Origin of the sequence: Pseudoalteromonas sp. S8-8 (assembly GCF_000497875.1) — a bacterium.
GTDB lineage: Bacteria > Pseudomonadota > Gammaproteobacteria > Enterobacterales > Alteromonadaceae > Pseudoalteromonas > Pseudoalteromonas arctica.
Genome location: NZ_AUTR01000022.1, coordinates 40,956 through 67,017, shown reverse-complemented (window position 1 = coordinate 67,017; position 26,062 = coordinate 40,956). Strand labels below are relative to the sequence as shown.

24 protein-coding genes are annotated in these 26,062 nt (G+C 39.5%); 23 read left to right on the top strand and 1 reads right to left on the bottom strand.

What is annotated here, in order from left to right; all coding sequences use genetic code 11:
* The first annotated feature begins 124 nt into the window (after positions 1 to 124).
* The 15 genes from L659_RS0106325 to L659_RS0106255 all read left to right on the top strand — a co-directional run bounded on the left by L659_RS0106325 (position 125) and on the right by L659_RS0106255 (position 16,557).
* Entirely contained in the window at positions 125 to 868 is a 744-nt protein-coding gene (locus tag L659_RS0106325; protein ID WP_024589964.1) for a flagellar basal body rod protein FlgF, read from the top strand.
* A gap of 21 nt (positions 869 to 889) precedes the next feature.
* On the top strand, positions 890 to 1,678 hold the full coding sequence (gene flgG, locus L659_RS0106320) for a flagellar basal-body rod protein FlgG (protein ID WP_002959420.1): 789 nt from the start codon (positions 890 to 892) through the stop codon (positions 1,676 to 1,678).
* Positions 1,679 to 1,694: 16 nt separating this feature from the next.
* Positions 1,695 to 2,378 (top strand): flagellar basal body L-ring protein FlgH, encoded by a 684-nt coding sequence (gene flgH, locus L659_RS0106315; protein ID WP_010553251.1) that lies wholly within the window; start codon positions 1,695 to 1,697, stop codon positions 2,376 to 2,378.
* 11 nt (positions 2,379 to 2,389) lie between these two features.
* Entirely contained in the window at positions 2,390 to 3,484 is a 1,095-nt protein-coding gene (locus L659_RS0106310; RefSeq protein ID WP_024589963.1) for a flagellar basal body P-ring protein FlgI, read from the top strand.
* 170 nt (positions 3,485 to 3,654) lie between these two features.
* Positions 3,655 to 4,671 (top strand): flagellar assembly peptidoglycan hydrolase FlgJ, encoded by a 1,017-nt coding sequence (gene flgJ / locus L659_RS0106305; RefSeq protein WP_024589962.1) that lies wholly within the window; start codon positions 3,655 to 3,657, stop codon positions 4,669 to 4,671.
* Position 4,672: 1 nt separating this feature from the next.
* On the top strand, positions 4,673 to 6,676 hold the full coding sequence (flgK, locus tag L659_RS0106300) for a flagellar hook-associated protein FlgK (RefSeq protein WP_024589961.1): 2,004 nt from the start codon (positions 4,673 to 4,675) through the stop codon (positions 6,674 to 6,676).
* 2 nt (positions 6,677 to 6,678) lie between these two features.
* Complete coding sequence (gene flgL / locus L659_RS0106295) at positions 6,679 to 7,932, top strand: flagellar hook-associated protein FlgL (RefSeq protein ID WP_024589960.1); 1,254 nt, start codon at positions 6,679 to 6,681, stop codon at positions 7,930 to 7,932.
* A 292-nt stretch (positions 7,933 to 8,224) separates the two neighbouring features.
* Positions 8,225 to 9,043: a flagellin N-terminal helical domain-containing protein gene (locus L659_RS0106290; protein WP_024589959.1), complete on the top strand. Its 819-nt coding sequence runs from the start codon at positions 8,225 to 8,227 to the stop codon at positions 9,041 to 9,043.
* A gap of 192 nt (positions 9,044 to 9,235) precedes the next feature.
* Complete coding sequence (locus tag L659_RS0106285) at positions 9,236 to 10,051, top strand: flagellin N-terminal helical domain-containing protein (RefSeq protein ID WP_024589958.1); 816 nt, start codon at positions 9,236 to 9,238, stop codon at positions 10,049 to 10,051.
* A 74-nt stretch (positions 10,052 to 10,125) separates the two neighbouring features.
* Positions 10,126 to 10,518 carry a flagellar protein FlaG gene (locus L659_RS1000000123190; protein WP_024589957.1) on the top strand — a complete coding sequence of 131 codons (393 nt, stop codon included), beginning with the start codon at positions 10,126 to 10,128 and terminating at the stop codon, positions 10,516 to 10,518.
* A gap of 10 nt (positions 10,519 to 10,528) precedes the next feature.
* On the top strand, positions 10,529 to 11,920 hold the full coding sequence (gene fliD, locus L659_RS0106275) for a flagellar filament capping protein FliD (protein WP_024589956.1): 1,392 nt from the start codon (positions 10,529 to 10,531) through the stop codon (positions 11,918 to 11,920).
* A gap of 10 nt (positions 11,921 to 11,930) precedes the next feature.
* Complete coding sequence (fliS, locus tag L659_RS0106270) at positions 11,931 to 12,350, top strand: flagellar export chaperone FliS (protein WP_024589955.1); 420 nt, start codon at positions 11,931 to 11,933, stop codon at positions 12,348 to 12,350.
* 75 nt (positions 12,351 to 12,425) lie between these two features.
* Positions 12,426 to 12,701 carry a hypothetical protein gene (locus L659_RS0106265; RefSeq protein WP_155945816.1) on the top strand — a complete coding sequence of 92 codons (276 nt, stop codon included), beginning with the start codon at positions 12,426 to 12,428 and terminating at the stop codon, positions 12,699 to 12,701.
* Complete coding sequence (locus L659_RS0106260; protein ID WP_024589953.1) at positions 12,694 to 14,766, top strand: motility associated factor glycosyltransferase family protein; 2,073 nt, start codon at positions 12,694 to 12,696, stop codon at positions 14,764 to 14,766. The genes L659_RS0106265 and L659_RS0106260 overlap by 8 nt, the downstream gene beginning before the upstream one ends.
* Positions 14,767 to 15,120: 354 nt before the next feature.
* Positions 15,121 to 16,557 (top strand): sigma-54 dependent transcriptional regulator, encoded by a 1,437-nt coding sequence (locus tag L659_RS0106255; protein ID WP_007581875.1) that lies wholly within the window; start codon positions 15,121 to 15,123, stop codon positions 16,555 to 16,557.
* A gap of 285 nt (positions 16,558 to 16,842) precedes the next feature.
* On the opposite strand, the gene L659_RS0106250 is transcribed toward L659_RS0106255, so the two are convergent.
* Positions 16,843 to 17,439, bottom strand: coding sequence for a DNA-3-methyladenine glycosylase I (locus tag L659_RS0106250; protein ID WP_024589952.1), 597 nt, complete (start codon positions 17,437 to 17,439; stop codon positions 16,843 to 16,845).
* Between the two features lie 132 nt (positions 17,440 to 17,571).
* On the opposite strand from L659_RS0106250, the gene L659_RS0106245 reads away from it, so the two are divergent.
* The 8 genes from L659_RS0106245 (at position 17,572) to fliJ (ending at position 26,014) form a co-directional block, all read left to right on the top strand.
* Positions 17,572 to 18,684, top strand: coding sequence for a sensor histidine kinase (locus tag L659_RS0106245; RefSeq protein ID WP_007581877.1), 1,113 nt, complete (start codon positions 17,572 to 17,574; stop codon positions 18,682 to 18,684).
* On the top strand, positions 18,681 to 20,147 hold the full coding sequence (locus tag L659_RS0106240) for a sigma-54-dependent transcriptional regulator (protein WP_024589951.1): 1,467 nt from the start codon (positions 18,681 to 18,683) through the stop codon (positions 20,145 to 20,147). The genes L659_RS0106245 and L659_RS0106240 overlap by 4 nt, the downstream gene beginning before the upstream one ends.
* Before the next feature lie 156 nt (positions 20,148 to 20,303).
* Complete coding sequence (gene fliE / locus L659_RS0106235; RefSeq protein ID WP_007581879.1) at positions 20,304 to 20,636, top strand: flagellar hook-basal body complex protein FliE; 333 nt, start codon at positions 20,304 to 20,306, stop codon at positions 20,634 to 20,636.
* Between the two features lie 20 nt (positions 20,637 to 20,656).
* On the top strand, positions 20,657 to 22,372 hold the full coding sequence (gene fliF / locus L659_RS0106230; RefSeq protein WP_007581880.1) for a flagellar basal-body MS-ring/collar protein FliF: 1,716 nt from the start codon (positions 20,657 to 20,659) through the stop codon (positions 22,370 to 22,372).
* Positions 22,365 to 23,405 carry a flagellar motor switch protein FliG gene (fliG, locus tag L659_RS0106225; RefSeq protein ID WP_007581881.1) on the top strand — a complete coding sequence of 347 codons (1,041 nt, stop codon included), beginning with the start codon at positions 22,365 to 22,367 and terminating at the stop codon, positions 23,403 to 23,405. Before fliF ends, fliG begins: the two co-directional genes overlap by 8 nt.
* Before the next feature lie 3 nt (positions 23,406 to 23,408).
* Positions 23,409 to 24,215, top strand: coding sequence for a flagellar assembly protein FliH (gene fliH, locus L659_RS0106220; RefSeq protein WP_024589950.1), 807 nt, complete (start codon positions 23,409 to 23,411; stop codon positions 24,213 to 24,215).
* 18 nt (positions 24,216 to 24,233) lie between these two features.
* The gene (fliI, locus tag L659_RS0106215) at positions 24,234 to 25,568 is read left to right on the top strand and encodes a flagellar protein export ATPase FliI (protein WP_024589949.1); all 1,335 of its coding nucleotides are present in this window, start codon (positions 24,234 to 24,236) and stop codon (positions 25,566 to 25,568) included.
* On the top strand, positions 25,568 to 26,014 hold the full coding sequence (gene fliJ, locus L659_RS0106210) for a flagellar export protein FliJ (protein ID WP_024589948.1): 447 nt from the start codon (positions 25,568 to 25,570) through the stop codon (positions 26,012 to 26,014). The genes fliI and fliJ overlap by 1 nt, the downstream gene beginning before the upstream one ends.
* The last annotated feature ends 48 nt before the right edge of the window (positions 26,015 to 26,062 follow it).

The window sequence follows — 26,062 nt, the reverse complement described above, 5'->3', positions numbered from 1 at the left end:
TTGCAGCCTTTTTTATAAGTCCTCTTTGCAAGCCCTTCTAAATACCTCTCAATGTTGCGTCAAATTTAATCTGGCATCTATTTTGCATTTGTAAGTTCAGAGATTTTTTATGTGAGTCGATACTATGGACAAAATGGTCTACATTGCGGCCTCTGGCGCTAAGCAAAGCCTACAAGGGCTTGCTTTAAAAGCCAATAATTTGGCAAATGCAAATACAACGGGTTTTAAAGCTGACTTTGCGCAAGCACGTTCTATGCAAGCGTTTGGCGAAGGTTTGCCTACACGTGTATTTTCAATGCAAGAGCGTCCGGGTTCAAACATGGTATCGGGGGGCATTGTTCAAACCGGGCGAGACTTAGATATCGCGATGAGCGATAACGCATGGCTTGCAGTGCAAGATGCCTCCGGTAATGAAGCTTATACAAAAGTGGGTACGTTAAACATTACTGCTCAAGGCATGCTCGTAACCAGCCACGGTCGTCAAGTTATTGGCGAAGGGGGACCTGTTATTTTACCCGTTCCAGTCGAAAAAATAGGGTTTAGCCAAGATGGCGCTATTCAAGTTCGACCGCAAGGCGCTCCCGCTAACTTTTTAGAAGAAATAGACACGCTTAGAGTGGTAGAAGCAAATAGCTCACAGCTCGAAAAAGGTAACGATGGTTTATTTAGACCAAAAGCAAATGTAACAGTAGATACCTCTGCCAATGTAAAAGTTTTAAGTGGTTCGCTTGAAATGTCAAATGTGAACCCTGTTCACGAAATGGTCGACATGATAAGCCACCAGCGCCAATTTGAATTACAAGTGAAATTAATGAAAACAGCTGAAGAAATTGACGAGCGTCAAGATCAGTTATTACGCATAGTTTAACTTTAAAATGAGGACACGATTATGAATCCAGCATTGTGGATCAGTAAAACTGGGCTAGACGCTCAACAAACCGATATATCGGTTATCTCAAATAACTTAGCGAATGCGAGTACTGTAGGTTACAAAAAAAGCCGCGCTATATTTGAAGATTTACTTTATCAAAATATTAATCAACCAGGTGGTCGTTCATCGCAAGATACCGAAATGCCATCGGGCCTAATGCTAGGTGCGGGTGCTAAAGTTGTAGCTAACCAAAAAGAGTTTACGCAAGGCAACATGTTGACCACCGAAAACTCACTAGATTGGATGATTTCTGGTGAAGGTTTTTTTGAAGTACTGCAACCAGATGGCAATATTGCTTACTCGCGCAACGGTCAGTTTACTACTGATGGCGATGGCCGAATTGTAACATCGGGCGCTGGTTATGTTATTCAGCCAGAAATGAATGTACCTGATGATGCGCAATCAATTACGGTTTCGCAAGACGGCGAAGTATCTGTGCGTGTTGCAGGTCAAGCCGATAACGTGGTCATTGGTCAGCTGACTATTAGTGACTTTATTAATCCGTCGGGTCTTGAGCCAATCGGTCAAAATCTTTATACCGAAACCGCTGTAAGTGGTGCGCCGGTACAAGGTAACCCGGGTGTTGAAGGGTTAGGTAGCATTATTCAAGGCTCACTCGAAACTTCAAACGTAAATGTAACTGAAGAGCTAGTAAATCTAATAGAAACTCAGCGTATTTACGAAATGAACTCAAAAGTAATTTCGGCCGTTGACGAAATGATGAGTTATATCAATCAACAGCTTTAATAGAGTAGGGGGAATTATGCGTAATATTATTTTATTTACAGCGGGCACATTATTTTTAAGTGGCTGTATGTCTACGCAAAATAGTGAAGTAGTGCAGGACGACCCTTACTACGCACCTATGTACCCCGAGCCTATTTTAGAGCCGCTGGTAGCCACAGGTTCATTGTTTAATACTCATACATCAAACGACTTATATTCTGATAAAAAAGCGCTACGTACTGGCGATATAATTACGGTTAAATTGCAAGAGTCTACTCAAGCAACAAAAGCCGCTAAAACAGAAACAGACAAAGAAACCGACGCAAGCTTAGACCCCGTTATTGGATTAGGTGGTCTACCTGTAAATATAGGTGGCGATAGTATTCAGTTTGGTATTGGTAGTGATTCGTCGTTTACAGGCGATTCAAAATCAAACCAATCAAACAGCTTAGTGGGCGATATTTCGGTTAATGTAATGCGCGTTTTACCTAACGGTAATTTAGTTATACGCGGCGAAAAATGGCTAACGCTTAATACCGGCGAAGAGTTTATTCGTTTAGAAGGGCTAGTACGCCCTCAAGACGTAAGCGCCGATAATACGGTTGAATCAAATCGTATTGCTAATGCACGTATTCAATACTCAGGTAAAGGGCAAACGCAAGAAGCGCAAAGTCCTGGTTGGCTTACACGTTTCTTTAGCAGTTCGCTGTTTCCATTTTAGAGGGTAACAACATGAATAGCCTTAAAGCTTTATGTTTAGTTGTGTTATTAGGTTGGCAGTTTACTGCCAGTGCTGAGCGCATAAAAGATGTGTCTATGGTTGAAGGCGTACGCTCTAACCAATTAGTTGGTTATGGCTTAGTGGTTGGCTTGCCGGGCACTGGCGAGCAAAACTCATATACACAACAAAGTTTTAGAGGCATGTTGAACAGCTTTGGTATTACGCTACCTTCAACTCAAAGTCCTAAAATTAAAAATGTTGCCGCTGTTGCTGTGCATGCAGAATTACCCGCATTTAGAAAGCCCGGGCAAACAATAGATATTACGGTTTCTTCCATTGGTAGTGCAGGCAGTTTACGTGGTGGCACTTTATTACAAACTTTTTTAAAGGGTGTAGACGGTAACGTGTATGCAATTGCACAAGGTAGTTTAATTGTGGGAGGCCTAGGCGTAGAGGGCCTTGATGGAAGTAGAGTCGTAATTAATACTCCTACAGTTGGACGAATTCCCAATGGCGCAACAGTTGAACGCACCGTAGAAAGCCCGTTTATGCAAGGCGATTACATTACCTTCAACTTAAACCGCCCAGACTTTACAACGGCAAAACGCCTAGAAAAAACAATTAATGACTTAGTCGGCCCAAATAGCGCACAAGCAATTGATTCTGTTTCTATTCGTGTCATAGCACCACGCGATGCATCCCAGCGTGTATCGTACTTATCAACACTCGAAAACTTAGAATTTAAGCCAGCTGACATGGCCGCTAAAATTATAGTTAACTCGCGTACAGGTACTATTGTTATTGGTAAAAATGTAACCCTACAGCCTGCTGCAGTGACCCATGGCGGTTTAACAGTCACCATTGCTGAGCAGCAAAATGTAGTGCAGCCAAATCCGCTAGCAAACGGTGATACAGTTGTCACGCAGCAAAGTATTATTGATGTAAACCAAGACGACTCGCGCGCTTTTGTATTTAACCCAGGGGTAAGTCTTGACGATTTAGTTCGCGCAATTAACGAAGTAGGCGCAGCGCCTGGTGACTTAATGGCTATTTTAGAAGCGCTAAAAGAAGCGGGCGCAATTAATGGTCAGTTGATCGTTATTTAAAAACTAAAGCAAGTAACGTGTCACTCAAAGCTCTATATCTATTAAACAAAGATCTAGAGCTCTTTTATTTACAGTAACTTAAAATTATTATTTTTATCTTCCTTGTTTTATCGGTAGTGGCTCAATTTTTGCATTTTTAACTACATTATTCATTTTGTGTCAAAAAGCCGATGGAAACTAATCACCTCGATAAACAAAACTTTTTTGATTTAGGCAACTTAGATTCACTTCGTAAAGAAGCCTTAACGAGTGGCGATGCATCAACTGATGCTTCCAAAGCTGCGCTCAAAAAAGCGGCCGCACAATTTGAAGCTATTTTTACGCAAATGTTGCTCAAAGGAATGCGCAAAGCTAACGAAGCATTTGAAGATAAAGACAGTCCATTTAATTCAAGTGGCGTAAAGTTTTTTGAAGAAATGCACGATCAGCAACTTTCTACAGAGCTTTCATCAAATGGCTCGTTAGGCCTTGCCGATTTAATTGTTCAGCAGTTATCGCCTGAGTCTAAAAACTTTATGCCAGGCTCTGTGCTTAGAACAACCAACGATATTTTTAGCGATACGCAAGTCGGTTCCGCTCTTCCTCATGAGCAAAAAAATAAGCAACCCGATCTTATCGTTAAGAGTACTAAAGCCGATATTGCTGAGCCTAAAGTCGATACTGCAGAGTCTAAAACCGATAGCCCAACATTTAAAAATGCAGAAGAGTTTGTAAGTTCAGTGTGGGAACACGCTAAAACTGCAGCGCAAAAAATTGGTTTAAACCCAGCGGTAATGGTTGCACAAGCGGCACTTGAAACCGGTTGGGGTAAACACATTATTAATAAAAGTGACGGTGGCAGCTCAAATAACTTATTTAATATTAAGTCGGATAAAAGCTGGGAAGGCGATAAAGCAAGCAAAGTAACGCTTGAGTTTGAGCAAGGCACACCCGTTAAAAAACAAGCCAGCTTTAGAGCCTACGATTCAATTAAAGATAGCGTGAACGACTTTGTTGATTTTTTAACGCAAAACCCACGCTACAAAGAAGCATTACAAAATACAGCAAAACCAAATGACTTTTTAGATTCATTACAAAAAGCAGGTTATGCAACCGATCCAAATTATGCCAGCAAAATAAAAAAAGTGCTCAATAGCAGTCAGCTAAAAGACATTGCGGCAAACGTGATCCGCCAAGGAGTAGAGTAACATGTCGTTTAATTTATTAAACATTGCCAGTTCTGGGGTTAGAGCAAGCTCGGAGCTATTGCAAACGACAAGTAAAAATATTGCCAATGTAAATACCGTAGGCTACGTACGTGAGCGTACTGAATTTACCACTATGGTTGATAACCAAGTAGGGCGAGGCGAAACATACCGATTACTAAACGAGTTTGCTCAGTCACAGCTAAATCGTGACACCTCTAATAAATCGTTTTTCGATCAGTTTATTACTGAGGCAAATAGAGTTGATACTATTTTTTCTGAAGAGTCGAACAACCTTTCGACCGGAATTAACTCTTTATTTAATAACGTGCAAGAAGCGCTAAATCAACCGTCATCTACCGTTGCCCGCTCATTAGTAATGACAGATGCGCAAAGCTTAATTGATCAAATGGATAGGCTTTCGGGCATCGTGCTTGATCAAAAAAGTGTAGTGAACGAGCAGCTCGAAATATTTTCAGATGAAGCAAACTCACTAATTCAAAGTATTAGTACGCTAAATCAAAATATTGCGGCAGTTAATGGCACTAATAATGCCGCAGATGCAAGCTCTACCTATAACGAACGCGATAAAGCAATACGCGACTTATCAGAGCTAATAGACATAGAAACGCTTGATGGTCCAAATGGCGAAAAACTCGTTTTTATGGGCACAGGTGAAGCGGTTGTTATGCAAAATGGCGCATTTAACTTATTTTCGATGACGGGCGACCCCGATCCTAATTTTAAAGAATTCACGCTTGACGTTAATGGTGGCAAAGCAGTGCCGCTTGAAGTTGATGTAAGTAAACTTAAAGGCAAAATTGGCGGCTTACTCGCTTTTAGAGATGACATATTAGTCCCTGCTCAAAACCAAATTGGTCAAATGGGCTTAGCGATAGCCGACGCATTTAACGAGCAAAACAAATTGGGTATGGATGCAACAGGTCAGCTGGGTGGTAATATTTTTAATATTCCTACCGTTGGCGCTTATGCGTATCAAGCTAACACAGGTACTGCCGGTATGACTGCAACAGTAGAGCCAGGTAAGGGCAGTGAACTTCCTGCCAGTGACTTTATTATTACTTATACAGCTAATGCTAATGAAGTAAGTATTCAGCCTATAGATAACAAAGGGGATCCGCTGGGACAGCCTTCACTTGCTGATATATCGACAGGTGTTATTGATTCATCGACTATAACCTCAGGCGAATCATTTGGTCTTCAAGTAAATGTATCTGGGGCAGGTGTTGAGGGTGATCAGTTTCAAATAAAGCTTAATTCAGATGCCGCTTCAAGTATTACACTTGCAACAGGGCGCGCAGAAGATTTAGCACTAGCATCGCCTATTCGTACTGCTAACGATTTAAATAATATAGGTACCGCTACTATTTCAGCGGGAGAAGTAACAAGTGTTACCTCCGGTGGATTTACTTCAACACCAAGCTTAACAAACGGTGAAATAACGCTTGTTAAAACAGGTAATGCTAACGAATATCAAATTACAGATAATAGCGGAACGAGTACTTTTACTATTACGCCTCCTGCAAAAGGAATGTTATCGCAAGCGGGTGCTCCATTTGATACCTACGGATTCGATTTTGATATAGAAGGTACACCAGCAACAGGCGACACCTTTACACTTGAGTTTAACGAAGGCGGCTTTGATGATAACCGTAATGGTTTAAAATTAGCTGATTTACAAAATGGTGAGTTAGTCCGTTTAAATGTAGAAACAACAGCAACGGCCGACAACCATAAAACGTTCAACCAAGCTTATTCAGGATTAGTGAGTGATATAGGTGTTATAACTGGCCAAGCAATCACAAGCGGTAGTGCGTTTAATGCATTAGCAGAGCAGTCTGAGGCATGGTACGAGTCGTTATCGGGTGTAAACCTTGATGAAGAGGCCGCAAATTTACTGCGTTTTCAACAATCATACTCAGCATCAGCACAAGTTTTAGCAGCAGCTCAAGAAATTTTTGACACCTTATTAAATGCGGCGAGGTAATTATGCGTTTATCAAATAATTTAATGTACCAAAACAACATAAATAAAATACTCGACAACCAACAAGGTGTTGCAAATGCTCAAGAGCGAGTAACAACAGGTGAAAAGTATTTAACCACCTCAGAAGCGCCAGCTGCTATTTCGCAAGCTATGCTGTATTCAAATAAAATACAAACTAATGAGCAATACACTAAAAATATTGATCAGCTTAGTAATAGATTAAATAGTGAAGAAACTATATTAGAAAGTATTAACTATGCTATACAAAAAGCACAAACATTAACAATTCAAGCAGGTAACGGAGCATTAAGTAAGTCTGATTTAAGTTCTATAGCTTCAGAATTAGAAGGGATACAAAGTAGTATACTTGACCTAATGAATACCCGTTTAGAAGATGGGAAATTTATATTTTCAGGTTACCAAGACAATACGCAACCATATCAGTTTGACTCAGTTGCAGAAAAATACACTTATAATGGCGACCAAGGTCAGCACCAAATAACTATAGCTGAAGGTGTATCAATTAAATCAAGCGATAACGGCTTTGATACGTTTGAAAAGATTGATGCGCGGTTAAACGTACAATCTAACACGGCAAGTGTTTCAGGCTCTATTACAGCGGCAAGTGTATATGTTGACGGCCAAGCTGAGTTTGATAAATTTCATCAAGCAAATTACAACGCAGACCCAGCAGCTTCGGCAACAGCAAATACATATAGTGTATTAGTAAGCCCAGGTGCTACAGCAACAGATCCACAAACCTACGAAATATACCGAGACGGCGCAGCACTAACCCCCGCAGTAACTGGCGAAGTTAACGATGATACAATTGAATACGCAGGTATGACGATTGAATTAGAAGGCAGTGCGCCTGGACAACTAGATATTAGCCTTGAAAAACCAGGCAAAGAAAACGTACTTAATACACTACAAGCACTTATTGCAGGCCTTAACGATGGCACACTTGAAGGTGATGACTTTCAACAAGTACTTGCTGATGGAGTTGTACAACTGCAGAATGCTGGTGAACAAGTTGTATTTACCCAAGCAAATTTAGGCGGGCGGCTAAATGTAGTCGATAGAATTACAGCTTCAAACTTGTCGATTGACATACAAAATAAAAGTAATCGCTCTAACTTAGTAGAAGTTGATATGGTTGAAGCAATTAGCGAATTGACCAAGCAAGAAACTGCATTGCAAGCATCGCAGGCAACTTTTGGGCGTTTATCCAACCTTTCATTGTTTGATTATTTGTAAATTCCGTTATTAGAGTTATTAGCTTACTAAAGGTAATAACTTGCCTCCTCGCATATAAAAACAAGTGAAAGTGAGCGGCAAAAATATGTCACTTACTAATAACTCTCTTATGAAAGTATGTTTATTCAAATACATTCTACTGCCTTTCCGGATAAATCAATTAAAAACAATCACTTAATTTTTTTTTGTTAGTTGGCATGACTCATGCATTTAAACTAACAAAGATAAACTACAAATAGTGGTTCCTGCTTAAAGCATATAGAACCGCACCTTAACACTAGGAGATGGTAAAATGGCCTTAACAGTAAACTCAAATATTGCTTCGATAAACTCTCAAAGAAATTTAGCAAACTCGACGAATGACCTTAGTACTTCGTTTGAAAGATTATCATCAGGTTTGCGTGTAAACAGCGCAAAAGATGATGCCGCTGGTTTGCAAATTGGTTCTCGTTTAACTACTCAGGTAAATGGTTTAAATCAGGCTGCTAGAAATGCAAACGATGGTATATCAATATCACAGACTGCTGAAGGAGCTCTTGATGAAACAACAAGTATGTTGCAGCGTATGCGTGTTTTATCAATTCAATCAGCTAACGGCTCTAATAGCGATGATGATAGAGCTGCTCTACAGAAAGAATTTGTCCAATTACAGGAAGAAATGGACAGAATAGCTGAAACAACGACATTTGGTGGAGTAAACGTTCTAAATGGTACTTATTCTGCTGAGTTTCAGGTTGGTGCAGATGCAAACCAAACCATTTCAGTTTCAATTGCTACAAGTATGGGGGCTACAGGATTGGGAGTTAACGCTGACACTATCTCGACAGCGGCCGGAGCACAAACAGCGATTGATAGTATAGATGATGCATTAAAAATTGTTAATGATGTTAGGGCTGATTTAGGTGCCAAACAAAATCGTTTTAGTTCTACAATTCGAAATTTAAGTAATGTTGCAGAAAATGTATCAGCTTCTAGATCGCGCATTATGGATGCCGATTTTGCTGCGGAAAGTGCTAGTTTGGCTCGAAATCAAGTATTGCAACAAGCATCAAGTACTATACTTGCTCAGGCAAATCAGCAGCCTCAGATTGCATTATCATTATTACAGTAACCATTGTCTTCTAATTAAAGCTAGGTTTCACCTAGCTTTAAAGCTTTAGAAAATAAAAATGAAAAATAAAGCTAAAAAACATTAAAGTAAATAAATCTAGCGCCGATAACTTAATTGAATCAGGAATCACAGAGCAAAATACGTTTAACGTTAAGCTTGATTCCCATCTAGTTAAATTATTAGGAGGCTATCATGGCTTTAAGCGTAAATACAAATGTAATGTCATTAAACTCACAACGTAACTTATCAAACTCTACAAACGAATTATCTACGTCATTCCAACGTCTATCTTCTGGTTTACGTGTAAACAGCTCTGCTGACGATGCAGCTGGTTTACAAATAGGTTCTCGCTTAGAGTCTCAAATGAAAGGGTTAGACCAAGCTGGACGTAATGCAAATGATGGTATTTCAATAGCTCAAACTGCTGAGGGGGCATTGGAAGAAACAACAAACATGCTACAACGTATGCGTGTTTTATCAATTCAATCAGCTAACGGCTCTAATAGCGCTGATGATAGAGCAGCTCTTCAAAAAGAGTTTACTCAATTAAATGAAGAGATTACTCGAGTTGCAGATACTACAACGTTTGGTGGTGTAAATGTATTAAACGGTACGTTCACTGCTGATTTCCAAGTTGGAGCTGAAGCTAATCAAGTAATTGAAATAAAAATTAGTACTGATATGGATGCTGCGGGCTTAAAAACTACTTCACTTGTAATTAGTACGGCTTCGCAAGCTCAAGAAGCAATCACTGCTTTAGATGCATCTTTGAAAACAGTAAACGATATACGTGCAGACTTGGGTGCGAAACAGAATCGTTTCAGTTCTACAATTCGTAATTTGTCTAATGTATCTGAAAATGTATCTGCGTCACGATCTCGTATTATGGATGCTGACTTTGCAGCGGAAAGTGCCAGTCTTGCTCGAAACCAAGTATTACAGCAGGCATCAAGCTCTATGTTAGCGCAAGCTAACCAACAGCCACAGATTGCTTTGTCTCTTTTATAAAAAAGCTTATTTAAGAAAAGCTTTGTATACTGGAGACATCTGGTAGGCAAAGCTTTTTTTTTGGGAGAAATTAAATGGAGTCAAATAGCGCTGATTTAAACAAACAGAACTTAAATATCAATTTAACTTCTGTTTTAAGTGAAGGGCGGAAACTCACTTTAAATGCCAGTGATGAAAAATTAGAGCAAGAGGTTCAGGTTAGTTCTGGTGAACTTATTTCGGTACAAAGTTTGCATGAGTCAGTTCTAAAAATAGAATCACTCTCTCAACTTCAATCTAAACAGTTTGAGTTTAACATTCATGAAGAATCTAAAAAATCATTTGTTGTAGTGACCGACTCTGAGACAAATGAAATTATACGTCAAATACCAAGTGAAGAAGTGCTGGAGCTAGCAAGCAAAATAGATAAATTACAGGAAGAGATTTTTGGAACTTCGCTAGGTTTACTTTTTGACCAAGAAATTTAGGGGTTAAATTATGGCTAGTATTACATCTGCAGGGGTAGGTTCAGGTTTAGATCTTGAGTCTATAATTGAAGTAACTGTTCAAGCTGAAAGCGCAGTTAAGACAAATCAACTCAACGCTCGTGAAATAAATTACACAACAGAGCTTTCAGGTGTTGGAACTTTTAAAGCCGCCCTCGATACATTTAATGATGCACTTGCTAAACTTGGCGATGATGATACGTACAATTCTAGGCTTGTATCATTTGGTAATGGTGTAGAGGAGTCAGAGCAAGCATTTGAAGTAGAAGTAGGCAGCTCTATGCAATCTGGAGACTTTTCTGTCGAAGTGTTGCAATTAGCAAAGGGCTCTAAATTACAATCTGTAGCATTAGGAGCTTCCAATAGCACTATTGGAACTGGTAATTTAACGTTTAATGCAGGTGGTTCTGAATTTACAGTAAATATAGAAAGCGCAGATACCCTCGAAGATATAAGAAATAAAATAAATAAAGAGAGCGAAAACTTTGGTGTTAGTGCGAATATAGTAAATAGTGACTCTGGCGCAGTTTTAACATTTAGCTCTTCCATCTCTGGTGACGGTAATACACTTACAGTTACATCAGATGATGATTCACTTGCAGCCATAGCAACGAGCTCTCCTAGTGGTAGTTCAAGCATGATTATTCAACAACAATCACAGGATGCAAAGGCATTAATTAACGACCAGGCTATAAGTAGCTCCACTAATGAATTAAGTGATAAAATACAAGGTACTACAATAACTCTTAAATCAGTAACTACTCAACCCCAAGAGTTTAGTGTTTCTGTCGATGAAGATGTAGTAAAAGAGGGTTTGCAAGAGTTTGTTGATGCTTATAATGTTCTTAAAGGACAGTTAGATACAGTGTCAAATGCTTCATCTGGGTCTTTGGCATCAGACAGCACCGTTAGAACTGTGGAACAACAATTGCAAAGAATGTTTACTAATGATCTAGGTGGTACTACAGAGATACAGTCATTGTTAGAAATAGGTATTAACTTTAACCGTGAAGGTGAGATGGAAATATCATCATTAGGTATTGGCACATTACAAAGTGGTGAAGAGTTACTAAATAGTACGATCTCTGATAGGTATAGCTCATTACAAAGTTTTTTTAGCAGTGATGATGGTCTAGTAAATAAGGTCGATAGCTTAATTGAACTTTACACCGGTAGTGGTGGATCTTTATTAAAAAGAGAAGAAAGCCTTAATGTGTCTTTAGAAAAAGTTGAAACAGACAGAGAAACTTTGAGTGAAAGACTTATAAACCTTGAAGCATCACTACGAAGCCAGTATGCGTCTTTAGATAGCATAATTGCACAATACCAAACTTCTAGCTCTTATATATCAAGTATATTAACAAGTGTATCAAGTGATAATTAATAGGAATAATATGAACTTACGTGTAAACACCTATAAAAAAGCTCAAAAAGAACTTTCTCTTTCAGAAGCCAATCCTCATCAAGTTATTCAAATTTTGATGAGAGAGTTTTTAACTCAAGTATATCAGGCTAAAGTTTTTATTCAGCGTTCAGATATTGAGTCTAGAAATAATAGTATTAAAAAAGCAATTGGTATTATAGGTGGATTAAAAGGAGGATTAAATTTAAAGCAAGGTGGTGATATAGCTGATAACTTAAATGCTCTTTATGATTATTTAGTTATTAGATTATCAGAAGCGAATACACAAAATTCGATAGATATTTTAGATGAAATAAAGGAGCTGTTTTCGCCCATAAAAGAAGCTTGGGATGGTATTACAGAGGAAGACAAACAAAAAGGTTTTGCACTTTTAGAGCAAAGTGGTTTGTAAGTGGATAAGTCTCTCAATTATAAGGCGATGCAGCTTAGTGAGTGCCTAAAAAACTTACTTAAAGAAGAGTGCTCTATGATAAAGGCTGAAGACTATAGCGGTTTAGCAGAGGTTATCAAACAGAAAAACAACTTGTTAGCCGAATTACTTGAGCTATCCAGTAGTCTCGAACCAGAAAGTAAGGCGTTTGTCAGTAAGTTTATGGTGCAGTTCCAAGCAGAAACTCAAAAGCATTATGACTTGTTAGGTGATGAAAAAGTAAGGCTGCATATGTTACTTATCTCAATGCAAAAAAAGAAAAAACAGCTAAAAGCTTACTCAATAGTTAAGGAAGCGAGTAATTATGAATGACCTAACATTGGCTATAAATGAAAAGTTAGATGAACTTGAGCGCTATCAATCATTTTTACAGACACAGATTGAAAATAGAAAAAAATACGAGGCTAAATTAAAAGATTTTATAAGGCCTGATTTTGATTTAGAAAAAATGTTTCAATCTAATATGTTAGCTTTTGAGGCTATTTATCCTGATATTTACAATACTTTTTTAAATTATCAGCTCTCCCGCTTTGAGTTGCATATGGAAGACGGAAAAGTTAATGTTTATGACACTAAAGAAAAAATAAACCTATATAAACATGATATTTATCAAGATTCATATGTACAGTATTTAAGCTTTCAAGATAACCCAGTTGTGCTAACTAACAAGTTTTCTGTCCGCGAAAAAATCAGTGATGGATTTATTCATAGTCATTTTTTAAATGAGCTTGCTATTAATTTAAAACAGCAGAACGAGCAAAAGAAAAGTAATCGACTACCTAAGGTTTTGCCAACTTTAATGCTAATGGGAATAGGTTGCGGTTATCATATTCACTCTATCTTAAGTGACCATATAGTGAAAAAGCTCTATATTTATGAGCCTCATATTGATCTTCTTTATTTAAGCTTATTTTTAACTGATTGGTCGCACATTTTTGAGCAGCTTAATGTAAATAATACTGAATTGCATTTTAGCGTTGGTGAGTTTGATACTGAACTGGGTATTACAAAAGAGGTAGAGTCAGTATTTCAAAGGTTTGGCCGCTTTTTTTCAGGATACAGTTTTTTATATAAACACTATCATGACGATTACCTAGATCGTGTTGCAAAACAGCTATCGCAACAATTTGTTGGTAATATATTAGGGTTCGGGTTCTACGATGACTCAATACTAAGCATAGATAATTTTTCTAGAAATTTTAATGTGCCTTTTCTTAAAGCTGACGGTTTAGATGAGTTAAAGAATATTCCTGTATATCTAATTGCAAATGGGCCATCGCTAGATGCAGATATAAAATGGCTTATAGAGCATCAAGATAACGCAATTATTATAAGCTGTGGCACGGCACTCAGTGCTTTGCATCAATATGGATTAAAGCCAGACTTCCATTGTGAGATGGAACGTTGCCAGGTAACACATGATGTATTGACTTCTTTTTACGATAAAGAGTTTTTTAGTGGTATTACCCTTTTAGCTTTAAATACTGTTTTACCTTCTGTGTTTGCTATGTTTGAAGATAAAGTACAAGGTGTGAAGTGGGGGGAAGCGAGTAGTAAAATTTTTGTACAAGGTCTAGGGTCTCAAGAAAAACCGGCTTTACTAGTAAATTGTAATCCAACAGTAAGTAATTGTGCGTTGGCTTTCTGTGAAAAAATAGGTTTTACCGATATTACTCTATTTGGTGTTGATATGGGTTACAAATCCGAACAGCATCATTCTAAAAATAGTGTTTATTATGATGGAGAACAAGATTCAGGTTTGTATACGCATAAAGCAAAGCACAAATTAAAAAGCAATTTTGAATCAGGTATTTTCGTTGAAACAGATGAAATTTTTAAGTATTCTCACTCAGTACTTGAAAGAACCTTAGCGCAAAATAAACATCTACAGGTGAGAAACTGCAGTGATGGTGCATACATTGAAGGTACTGTGCCTACACGGACAAGCTCTTTGATTAGTAGTCCAATTGAAAATAAAAGCACACTTGTTGCGCATATTGTTCAAAATATCAAGAGTTCAGAAAATTACACTGATGATGCCTTTATTGCACTTCAAAACGATGTAACTTTGTTTATAGATCTATGTGATTTATACATTGAGCAACTGTCTAGTCGACCGACCTCTATTAAAGCGGTATTAGATACACTTGATGAGCAGCTTCATAGGCTTACAAGCTTTCATAATACCACTATCAGTTACTTTGATGAGTTGTTACGCGGCACACTTTTACACACTCACTCAATGTTAATAAATTCTTTGTATAGCGATAGCGACCAGGATGAACAGTTAGCAATAAATAACTATTACACTAGTGCGCAAATAGTTTGCAACTACCTTGAAGCTATAAAAGAAAATTATACTGCTAAGTTTAGTTAGCGCCACTTTAAGAGTTTAGTTTAGTTTTGTAAAATTGGTTACAGTTTTTGGGGCTTGCACCCAAAGTGCGACTCTTAGTTAGTGGTTTAAATAAAAAATTTAAACTCAGGTTATGCAAATTTTGAACTCTGTATTTAATTAAAAAACTAAAGTGCATTTAACCTAGTGTCTACCATTTGTAATTTACTTTGGTAGGCGAAGTAATCTTTACCTACAGATAATTAATATATTAATCGAAAAGTGTCTGTTTTTTGGCGTTTATGTCAAAAAACTGCCGCTATCACTTGCATCCATGCTGAACTGGCTTACAATTTAACTAATTATACAAATTAGTGAAAGTACGGCTCGCTAAATATGATCTTGATTTTAGATAATAATAACAACCGCGCAATAGGATTAAATGCTTCACTTGGCTTTATTGGTGAAGCTGCTCAACTATTAAGCGAAGACTGCTTTGAACAAGAATGCAAAAAATATCAGCAGCAAGAATGCATGATTATTTTAGGAGCGTTGCAATCACTTGACCACGAAAGCTTAATTAAACGCTATCCAACATTACCGTTTTTATTAATTGGCGAAACGCTAAAACCACTATTAAGTATAGCTAATGTGGTGGGGCTTATTTGCGAGCCATTTAATCACGAAGTGACAACTCAGTTACTTCACGACTGCCAGCAGTATCAGCGTATGCTGCCTAATGAGCATAAGCATACTAAACCGCATAAAATCTTTGATGGACTTGTTGGTGAAACAGAGGCCGTAAAAGATGTTCGCTTTTTAATTGAACAAGTGGCAAAAACCGATGCTAATGTTTTAATTTTAGGTGAATCAGGTACTGGTAAAGAAGTGGTTGCCCGTAATGTACACTTGCTTTCAAAGCGTATTAATGGACCGTTTGTACCTGTTAACTGTGGTGCTATTCCGGCTGAGCTGCTCGAAAGTGAACTATTTGGCCACGAAAAAGGCGCGTTTACTGGTGCTATATCGGCTCGTAAAGGGCGGTTTGAACTAGCTCAAGGTGGGACGCTATTTTTAGATGAAATAGGCGATATGCCACTGCAAATGCAAGTTAAGTTGCTGCGAGTATTGCAAGAACGCAGCTATGAACGTGTTGGTGGTACAAAGGCAATTCAGGCTGATGTACGTGTTATTGCGGCCACGCATCGTAACCTAGAAACAATGATTGAAGAGGGGAGTTTTAGGGAAGATTTATATTACCGCTTAAATGTATTTCCTATCGAAAACCCATCGCTGAGTGAACGTGCTGATGATATTCCGCTGCTTTTAAAAGAGTTAATGCGCCGTGTTAACGACCAAACAGGTTCTACCGCTAAGTTTACAGAGCGGGCAGTTGAGAGCTTAAAAGAACATGCTTGGCCTGGTAATATTCGTGAGCTTGCTAACTTAGTGGAACGTATGGTTATTATGTTTCCTGAAAAAGTGGTTGATATTCCCGATTTACCTAACAAATATCGTTACATTGAAGTTGAAGCCTACGAGCCAGAATACCCTGAAGAGTTAATGGAAAAAGACGCCTTTAACGACATATTTAGCACAGGCTTTAGCGATTACGAAAGTGAGCCAGACGCTGAGTTTAGCCAAACGGGTAGTGGGCTATTGCCAGATGATGGTATTGAACTTAAAGATTATTTAGCCGAACTTGAAATTAGCTTAATTACCCAAGCGTTAGAGCGCTATGATTACGTTGTAGCTCGAGCTGCAGAGATATTGGGTGTACGCAGAACAACACTCGTTGAGAAAATGAAAAAGTATAATCTTTCAAGAGATTAAGGTTTAAAAGCAGCTGTCGGTGTTTAGTTATAAATTGGCCAAACACAGTAGATAAATAACCCCTCGTTTTGTAGGTGCGGTTTTATACCGCACTTTACTTAAAAAATATTAGCAAGAGCGCGAAGTAAATTCGCACCTACACGGCTTTTACTTTTGTTGTTACGCTGAGCTTGCTCGCGTGAAAAACGAAGGTAAATGAGAAACCATAGTCAACTTACGCTTTACTTCTCTAAAGCGCAGCGTCTCTTAACCTCTTTGTGAACAAATCACTTTTATGGTTTTTAATCACTTACCGCTTAAAGCCTTAATAATTTCTTCTTTTCTAAAACACTCATTACTGTGATCGTTAACCATGCCGCAGGCCTGCATGTGAGCATAAACTGTTGTAGGCCCTAAAAACTTAAAGCCGCGTTTTTTTAAATCTTTAGCAAATGCGGTTGATGCCTCTGTAATTGCAGGATAATCCTCAACGTTATTCAAATTACTTATAATCGGCTTATTATCCACAAACTGCCATTGGTAGTTACTAAAGCTACCAAATTCTTTTTGTATTTCTATAAAGCACTTTGCGTTGTTAACAGTTGCCGCAATTTTTAAGCGATTGCGCACAATACCCTCATTAAGCATTAATCTCTCAACGTCATTGAGTGTGAATTGTGCCACTTTATCTACATCAAAATTAGCAAATGCTTTTTTGTAACCGCTACGCTTTTTTAAAATTGTGTACCAGCTTAAGCCGGCTTGCGCTGATTCAAGAGTGATAAATTCAAACAGCTTTGTATCATCATAAAGAGGGACGCCCCATTCTTCATCATGGTAAATAACGTAGTCGGGTTTAGTGGTGTCGAGCCACGGGCAACGGCACTTTATTTGCTCACTCATTATTATTCCTTTTTGTGTGCGTCATTTTTATGTCGCTCAAATTATTGATGTAACTTAATGATAAGTATGTAAATAAATTTTGGTATAAATCGTGCATTTAGACATGTATCTACATCAATTCGAGATTTGATTATGGCCCTTGCTAGCGTGCTAAAACCACAGTTTTTTTCTGCAAATCAGTATAACCCATGTTTACTTCAAGAGGAGTACATTGGTGAATTAAGCGATCTGCGCAAGCAAGCAAGTTGGCTTTCACATTTGGTTGATACCATGCCAGCAGGTGTGGTTGTACTTGATGGCAAAGGGTTGATTGCAAAAGCGAATCAAATAGCGATTGATATGCTTGGCGAGCCACTTGAAGGCGAACGCTGGTTTAATGTTATTCAGCGCTCTTTTAGGCCACATCAAGATGATGGTCACGAAGTGTCTTTAAAAGACGGGCGCCTAATAAAGCTTGATATTACCGCTTTAGCACCAGAGCCTGGGCAACTTATTTTAATGACGGATTTAACCGAAACTCGCCGTTTACAAAAACGTGTTGCACATATGCAGCGATTAAGCGCGCTGGGTAAAATGGTTGCGTCACTGGCGCATCAAGTACGTACGCCGCTCTCAGCCGCTATGCTGTACGCTGCTAATTTAGGGTCTAAGCGCTTACCCGAAGCATCTCGCGATAACTTTCAAACAAAGTTAATGTCGCGTTTAAAAGATTTAGAAACTCAAGTAAACGACATGCTGTTATTTGCTAAAAGTGGCGATCAGCAAGTTGTTGAGCAAGTTTCAATGCAGCAGCTGTTAACAGAAGTTAAAGCAGGTGCTGATGCGATGGTTGCACTTAATGAAAGTGAACTGGATGTAAGCTTACCAGAGCCAGATATACAAATAGTCGGTAATAAAACGGCATTGGCCAGTGCTATTCAAAATCTTGTGCACAATAGTATTCAAGTTATTGGCGGCGGTGCAAAAGTAAAAATTAGCGCACAAAGAGATTTAAAAGATTTAGATATGGTTCGTATTAGTGTGAGCGACAATGGCCCAGGTGTTGATTTAAGCCAAAGCGATAAAATTTTTGAACCATTTTTTACTACAAAAAGTCAGGGCACAGGTTTAGGGCTTGCTGTAGTGAGTTCGGTGGCTAGTGCGCACCAAGGCCGTGTTGATGTGACCAATAATACGCAGGGTGGTGCCTGCTTTAGCTTGTTACTGCCTATTAAGGCAACATCTAAACTAGAGGGTTCATTATGAGTAACACTATTTTAGTTGTCGAAGATGACGCAGGGCTTCGTGAAGCCTTAATAGATACCCTTGAAATGTCGGGTATTGAATGTGTTGCAGCCAACAGTGCTGAGCAAGCAATGTTACTGCTTAAAAAAGATCAATTTTCGCTTGTTGTAAGCGACGTGCAAATGGGCGCAATGAGTGGACTTGATTTACTACGCAGTATTAAATTAAACCACCCTGATTTACCTGTATTGATGATGACGGCGTACGCCACAATTGACGATGCGGTAGAAGCCATGCGCCTAGGTGCAATTGACTACATGGCTAAACCATTTGCACCTGAAGTGCTGTTAAATATGGTGAGCCGTTATTTGCCTGAAAAAGCAAAAGAAACCGACGGACCTATTGTTGCCGACCCAACTAGTATTCAATTATTGGAGCTTGCGAGTAAAGTAGCACGCTCTGATGCAAGTGTAATGGTACTTGGCCCAAGTGGTTCAGGTAAGGAAGTACTCGCTCGTTATATTCATGATAAGTCGAGTCGTTGTAATGAGCCTTTTGTAGCGATTAACTGCGCGGCTATTCCTGAAAACATGCTCGAAGCCACTTTATTTGGTTACGAAAAAGGGGCTTTTACAGGCGCGATTCAAGCATGTCCGGGTAAGTTTGAGCAAGCACAGGGCGGCACTATTTTACTTGATGAAATTACTGAGATGGACTTAGGGCTACAAGCTAAGCTGTTACGCGTACTGCAAGAGCGTGAAGTTGAGCGTTTAGGGGGTCGTAAAACAATTCAGCTCGATGTACGTATTTTGGCAACCAGTAATCGTGATTTAAAAGAAGCCGTGTCTGAAAATCAGTTTAGAGAAGATTTATATTACAGGCTTAATGTTTTTCCACTTATGTGGCGACCATTGTGCCAACGCCCTGGCGATATTATTGTATTGGCTAAGCATTTAATTGAGCGCCATATAAGTAAAAGCAAAGAGCCTATGGCGTATTTAGATAAAGCTGCCGAGCAAAAGTTACTGGCTCACGCGTGGCCTGGTAATGTGCGCGAGCTTGATAACGTTATACAGCGTGCACTTATACTGCGAAGTGGCGATACAATAAACGAGCATGCTATTTTTATCGAAAACTTAGTATCTAATAATTTTGTTATGGAGCCTTCATTGGCACCAGCGCAAACAGTATCGCCAACAGAATTAGCTCACGCAGATAAAGGCGTTGATAAAAGCACGCTAAGCTCCGCATATTATGATGAAAAATTGCATGCCGAGGATGAGCCTAAACAAGGTTTACTTGCGGCAGATACCGGTAGCTATAAAGATGAGCTTAAAGACAAAGAGCATCGCATTATTTTAGAAACCCTTGCACGTTGCCAAGGTAAGCGTAAAGACGTTGCCGAAACATTGGGCATAAGCCCGCGCACTCTACGTTATAAACTAGCGCAAATGCGCGATTTAGGTATTTCACTTCCTGCATAACCTCCTATAAACCCTAAGTTTGCAGTGCAAGCTTAGGGTCGTCAAAACTCTGACTAACACAAACTAAAGTTAACCTATTGTATTTTAATGATTAATTATTTGGCATGCTTTGTGCTTTATTACTTGTAAGAGTTCACTGCGTGTCAGAGATAAATTATGAAAATTCAAAACAGTGCTGTATTTCAAGAAATGCAATCAATGGCTTTAGAAGCCGGCCGTAATAATCAAATAAATAAATTGCCGACTCAAGTTCAACCTACTTCTACTTCCCAGTTTGGCGACATGCTAAGTGATGCACTAAATTCAGTGCACGGATTACAACAAGATGCCGCGCAAAAAGTAACAGCAGTTGAGATGGGTGATCGAAGTGTATCGCTTGCTGAAGCGATGATTGCTTCTCAAAAATCGTCAGTTGCTTTTGAGGCTACAGTACAGGTTCGTAATAAACTTGTTGAAGCTTATAAAGAAATCATGAACATGCCTGTTTAATTAGGTAGTGGAGAATTATTGTGGCGCAATCTAACCAATCTACAGACCTAGCACTTGCTGGTGGCGGTATTGACCAAAGTGGTGGTGATGATCAACAAGAACAAAAGTCAGGCTACTTAAGTGCTTTAAATGGTGTTGATGTATTGCGCCAAGTAACATTGGTTATAGCATTGGCTATTTGTTTAGCTATCGCGATTTTTATTATTATTTGGGCTCGTCAGCCAGATATGCGCCCGTTAGGCAAAATGCAAACTGAAGAGCTTATTCAAACGCTCGACTTTTTAGATGCGCAACAAATTGAATATCAACTAGATGGCAACGTTGTATCGGTTGATGAAAGCGAATACCAAAACATTAAGCTACTAATGACCCGCGAAGGGTTAGAGCAAGGGCCAGCGTCGGGCTCTGACATAATTATGCAAGATATGGGCTTTGGTGTAAGCCAACGCTTAGAGCGCGAACGCCTAAAACATGGTCGAGAACAGCAGTTAGCACGCACCATTGAAGAACTTAACAACATTACTCGCGCTAAAGTATTGTTAGCCATTCCTAAAGAAAACGTATTTGCCCGCAGAGAGAAAAAACCATCAGCAACTGTTGTATTAACGCTTAAGCGTGGCCGCTCACTTGACCGTGAAGAAGTAGATTCTGTTGTTGATATGATTGCTTCAGCAGTACAGGGTTTAGAGCCTATGCGAGTTACTGTTACCGATCAAAATGGTCGATTATTAAATTCAGGTTCGCAAAGCTCATTAGCAGCACGCTCTCGTAAAGAATACGATTTAGAACGTAAGCGCGAACAAGAGTATCTTGAAAAAATAGACAGTATTTTAATACCGGTTGTTGGGCTTGCAAACTATACAGCTCAAGTTGATTTGAGTATGGACTTTAGCTCGATTGAGGAAACTCAAAAGCGTTATAACCCAGACCTACCAGCGGTTAGAAGCGAAACCACATTTGAAGAAAATAACATTGGCGGCCTAGCTGTTGGTATTCCAGGTGCGCTTACAAATCAGCCACCGTTAAATTCGAACATTCCTGAGGTTGCGGGGCAAGGTGGTGCAGGCACAGCTACGTCACCAACACGCAGCCACAAAGAAGCCACACGTAATTATGAACTCGACACTACAATTTCTCATAAGCGCCAGCAAAGTGGTGTAATACGTAGGATAAGCGTATCAGTTGCTGTTGACTACATTGCTAAAGTGGGAGAAAACGGTGAAACAACCATGACTCCACGCTCGGTAGAGGCATTGTCAAATATTCGTCGCTTACTACAAGGTGGTGTAGGTTTTGATATGCAACGTGGTGATGCACTTGAAGTCGTAACAGTGCCGTTTGTACGTGAAGAAACAAATTTAGCAATAGAAGTGCCACTGTGGGAACAAGACTGGTTTATGAAAATAGCCCGCCTTGTATTAGGCGCCTTAGTTATCATTGTATTGATAATGGCAGTAGTAAAACCAATGCTTAAACGCTTAATTTACCCAGACGATACACTAGAAGAATACGACGAAGATGCATTAAGTTCAGGCGTAGATATTGGCGACAACACGCTTGATATGCTAAATAAAGACTTTGATTCTGCTTCGGTTGGTTTCTCAAGTGATGGTACACTGCAGTTACCGGATTTACATGGCGACGAAGATTTACTTAAAGCAATTCGTGCCCTTGTAGCTAACGAACCAGAACTATCATCACAAGTAGTCAAAGCGTGGTTAACAGAAGATGACTGATCAAGAACAAAAACAACTCCCGCCAGCCTTTGATGTTGATAAGCTAGATGGGGTAGATAAAGCCGCTATATTACTTTTGAGTTTATCAGAAGAAGATGCCGCGCAAATCCTTAAACACTTAGAACCTAAACAGGTGCAAAAAGTGGGTATGGCGATGGCTGGGTTACAGGACTTATCACAAGCTAAGATTAGCGCTGTACATAACTTGTTTATAGAACAAATTCAAAGCTTTAGTACCATTGGTTTTCAGTCAGAAGACTTTATTAAAAAAGCGCTTACAGCAGCCCTTGGTGAAGACAAAGCCGCTAGCCTTATTGACCAAATTGTTATGGGCTCAGGCGCTAAAGGCTTAGATTCATTAAAATGGATGGACTCTAAGCAGGTAGCGAATATTATTCGTAATGAGCATCCACAAATTCAAACCATTGTATTATCGTATTTAGAGCCAGAGCAGTCAGCTGAGATTATTGCTCAGTTCCCTGAAAAAGTGCGCTTAGATTTAACCATGCGTATTGCAAACCTTGAAGAAGTTCAGCCGGCAGCACTGCAAGAGCTAAACGAAATCATGGAAAAACAATTTGCCGGCCAAGCAGGTGCACAAGCCGCTAAAATGGGTGGCTTAAAAGCAGCTGCAGATATTATGAATTACCTAGATACCAATGTAGAAGGGCAGTTAATGGACTCTATTCGTGAACATGACGAAGAGATGTCGCAGCAAATTCAAGACTTAATGTTTGTGTTTGAAAACTTAATGGATGTTGAAGACCGTGGTATTCAAGCAATCCTACGAGAAGTACAACAAGACGTATTAATGAAAGCAATTAAAGGCACCGACGATGCCCTTAAAGATAAAATACTGGGCAATATGTCTAAGCGTGCAGCCGAAATGCTTGCTGATGATTTAGAAGCTATGGCACCGGTACGTATAAGCGAAGTAGAAGCGGCGCAAAAAGAGATTTTATCAACAGCGCGTCGTTTATCTGACTCAGGTGAAATTCAGCTGGGCGGCGGCGGTGGCGAGGAGTTCCTGTAAACTATGAGCAAACTCAAAGGACGCACACTTCGGGCTGATGAAGCAGATGAATTATTAAAAAACTGGGCTATTCCAGATGTAGCACCAGATGAGAGCAGCTTTGGCAATCGCTCTACGGCTTACGGCACACCGCTTAGTGAGTTGTACAAAAAAGAATTAGCCGAAGAAATGCCTATTGATGAGCCACAAGAACCAGAACTCCCTGCGCTTACCATGGTTGAGCTTGAACGCATTAGACAAGACGCGTACGAAGAAGGCCTTAAACAAGGTCATGAGCAAGGCTACATAGACGGCTTTGAAAAAGGCGTTGGCGAAGGTAAAGAAGCAGGCTACAAAGAAGGCTTAGAGCAAGGTAAAACACAAGGCCTTGAAGATGTAAAACCATTAATTGAAGAGCAGTTAACAAGTTTAAAAGCCATTTTAGAGGGGCTAACTGCACCGCTAGATAAAGTGGACGAACAAGCCGAGAAGCAATTAGTACAACTTGCTAGCATGTTAGCTGAAGCTGTTATTTATCAAGAAGTAAAAACATCGCCAGATGTGATTTTACATACGTTAAAGCAAAGTATTGATTCACTTAATGCGGAGCAAGAAAAAGTACGAATCCATTTAAACCCCGAAGACTTAGAACTCATAAAAGAGAGCTACGGCGAACAAACCATTATTGATAATAACTGGCAATTAATGGCAGAACCCACTCTTGAACGCGGTGGCTGTGAAGTTAAAACAGCGCAATCGTCACTCGACATGACCCTTAAAACACGTGTCAAAGAAACGTTGGATAGTTTTTTGCATAATAGTGGTATCTAACTATTTTATTGGCGTGTTATGTCAACTCAACGTGCACCTTTAAGCGAACGCTTATCTCAATATCAACAACATATTAAAACTCCAGCGCCTGCTGTGGCAGGTATTTTAACGCGTGTTGTTGGCCTTACCCTTGAGGCTAGAGGTTTACGTGCACCCGTTGGTAGCCAATGTAAAATAGAAACTATGAACGGCTTTGTAGACGCCGAAATAGTCGGTTTTAACGATCAAACTTTGTACTTAATGCCTAACGACCACATCTCTGGTGTATTACCTGGTGCGCGTGTTATTCCTCAAGTTAATAATTTAGGTTTGCCTGTAGGGATGAGTTTATTAGGCCGCGTGGTGGATGGTTTAGGGCGACCGCTAGATGGCTTGGGTAAAATTAATGCTGAGCATCATTTAAAGTTTGCGCAAAATACTATAAACCCGCTTTCAAGAAGACCAATCACTAAGCCTATGGATGTAGGTGTGCGCGCCATTAACTCGGTTATCACAGTAGGGCAAGGCCAGCGTATGGGCTTGTTTGCAGGCTCTGGTGTGGGTAAATCAGTACTACTGGGTATGATGACCCGAGGTAGCGAAGCCGATGTAATTGTTGTTGGTTTGGTGGGGGAGCGTGGCCGCGAAGTAAAAGAATTTATTGAAGAAATACTCGGTGTAGAAGGGCGCAAACGTTCAGTTGTTGTCGCAGCGCCTGCTGATTCATCACCACTTATGCGTTTAAAAGGCTGTGAGAGCGCCGTAACTATTGCAGAGTATTTTAGAGATCAGGGTTTAAACGTATTATTGTTACTCGATTCGGTAACGCGTTATGCAATGGCACAACGTGAAATTGCACTTGCTGTTGGCGAGCCGCCCGCTACAAAGGGTTATCCGCCTTCGGTGTTTGCTAAATTACCTGCGCTGGTGGAGCGTGCTGGTAATGGCGGTGAAGGGCAAGGTTCAATTACTGGCTTTTTTACGGTGTTGAGTGAAGGCGATGATATGCAAGACCCTATTGCTGATGCAGCGCGAGCTATATTAGATGGCCACATTGTACTATCGCGTGATTTAGCTGACAGTGGGCACTATCCCGCTATAGATATTGAAAAGTCGATTTCGCGTGTTATGCCTCAAGTTGTTTCTGAGCCGCATATGCAACAAGCCCGAGTGCTTAAACAAGTGTATTCAATGTATCAACAAAACAAAGACATGATTACTTTAGGCGCTTATCAAAAAGGGACCGATCAAATGCTCGACCAAGCTATAAATATGATGCCAAGAGTGAATGCATTCTTACAACAAGGTATGCGAGATGTCATTAGTTACGATGATGGTCTGCAAGGTCTTGCTCAGTTACTAGGACAAGCATAATGGCTAAAAACAAACTCGATTTATTGCTCAAAATTGAAAATGATAAAGAAGAAAATTTGCGCATGAGTTACTTACAAGCTAATCAAAACTTGCAATCGAATCAACAAAAGCTACAAGGTTTAAACAATTTCAGACTTGAATACTCTCAGCAGTTACACCTAAAAGGTAAGTCGGGTTTATCTAGTGCAGGGTTTGGTCAGTACCATGCTTTTATAGCTAAAATTGAAGAGGCAATTCGCCAACAAGCAAGTACCGTAAATACCGCTAAGCAAGTTGTTACTCAACGTAAAACTCTATGGCTTAAGCAGCAAATTAAAGCTAAAGCAGTTGCCAAACTAATCGAAAATCAAAAACTTAAAGCAAATGCGTTAATGGCTAAAAATGAGCAAAAAATGTTAGATGAATTCTCAGCTAATCAGTTTTTTCAACGTCGTAAAGCTTTGTAATTCAGGCACGTTAATTGCTTTGTTACTTAGTGGAATTCAACTTTTGGC

Bases quoted from the DNA above. Each gene is read 5' to 3' on its own strand.
- L659_RS0106325 (WP_024589964.1), top strand. From the start codon at position 125: ATGGACAAAATGGTCTACATTGCGGCCTCTGGCGCTAAGCAAAGCCTA.
- flgG (WP_002959420.1), top strand. From the start codon at position 890: ATGAATCCAGCATTGTGGATCAGTAAAACTGGGCTAGACGCTCAACAA.
- flgH (WP_010553251.1), top strand. From the start codon at position 1,695: ATGCGTAATATTATTTTATTTACAGCGGGCACATTATTTTTAAGTGGC.
- L659_RS0106310 (WP_024589963.1), top strand. From the start codon at position 2,390: ATGAATAGCCTTAAAGCTTTATGTTTAGTTGTGTTATTAGGTTGGCAG.
- flgJ (WP_024589962.1), top strand. From the start codon at position 3,655: ATGGAAACTAATCACCTCGATAAACAAAACTTTTTTGATTTAGGCAAC.
- flgK (WP_024589961.1), top strand. From the start codon at position 4,673: ATGTCGTTTAATTTATTAAACATTGCCAGTTCTGGGGTTAGAGCAAGC.
- flgL (WP_024589960.1), top strand. From the start codon at position 6,679: ATGCGTTTATCAAATAATTTAATGTACCAAAACAACATAAATAAAATA.
- L659_RS0106290 (WP_024589959.1), top strand. From the start codon at position 8,225: ATGGCCTTAACAGTAAACTCAAATATTGCTTCGATAAACTCTCAAAGA.
- L659_RS0106285 (WP_024589958.1), top strand. From the start codon at position 9,236: ATGGCTTTAAGCGTAAATACAAATGTAATGTCATTAAACTCACAACGT.
- L659_RS1000000123190 (WP_024589957.1), top strand. From the start codon at position 10,126: ATGGAGTCAAATAGCGCTGATTTAAACAAACAGAACTTAAATATCAAT.
- fliD (WP_024589956.1), top strand. From the start codon at position 10,529: ATGGCTAGTATTACATCTGCAGGGGTAGGTTCAGGTTTAGATCTTGAG.
- fliS (WP_024589955.1), top strand. From the start codon at position 11,931: ATGAACTTACGTGTAAACACCTATAAAAAAGCTCAAAAAGAACTTTCT.
- L659_RS0106265 (WP_155945816.1), top strand. From the start codon at position 12,426: ATGATAAAGGCTGAAGACTATAGCGGTTTAGCAGAGGTTATCAAACAG.
- L659_RS0106260 (WP_024589953.1), top strand. From the start codon at position 12,694: ATGAATGACCTAACATTGGCTATAAATGAAAAGTTAGATGAACTTGAG.
- L659_RS0106255 (WP_007581875.1), top strand. From the start codon at position 15,121: ATGATCTTGATTTTAGATAATAATAACAACCGCGCAATAGGATTAAAT.
- L659_RS0106250 (WP_024589952.1), bottom strand. From the start codon at position 17,439: ATGAGTGAGCAAATAAAGTGCCGTTGCCCGTGGCTCGACACCACTAAA.
- L659_RS0106245 (WP_007581877.1), top strand. From the start codon at position 17,572: ATGGCCCTTGCTAGCGTGCTAAAACCACAGTTTTTTTCTGCAAATCAG.
- L659_RS0106240 (WP_024589951.1), top strand. From the start codon at position 18,681: ATGAGTAACACTATTTTAGTTGTCGAAGATGACGCAGGGCTTCGTGAA.
- fliE (WP_007581879.1), top strand. From the start codon at position 20,304: ATGAAAATTCAAAACAGTGCTGTATTTCAAGAAATGCAATCAATGGCT.
- fliG (WP_007581881.1), top strand. From the start codon at position 22,365: ATGACTGATCAAGAACAAAAACAACTCCCGCCAGCCTTTGATGTTGAT.
- fliH (WP_024589950.1), top strand. From the start codon at position 23,409: ATGAGCAAACTCAAAGGACGCACACTTCGGGCTGATGAAGCAGATGAA.
- fliI (WP_024589949.1), top strand. From the start codon at position 24,234: ATGTCAACTCAACGTGCACCTTTAAGCGAACGCTTATCTCAATATCAA.
- fliJ (WP_024589948.1), top strand. From the start codon at position 25,568: ATGGCTAAAAACAAACTCGATTTATTGCTCAAAATTGAAAATGATAAA.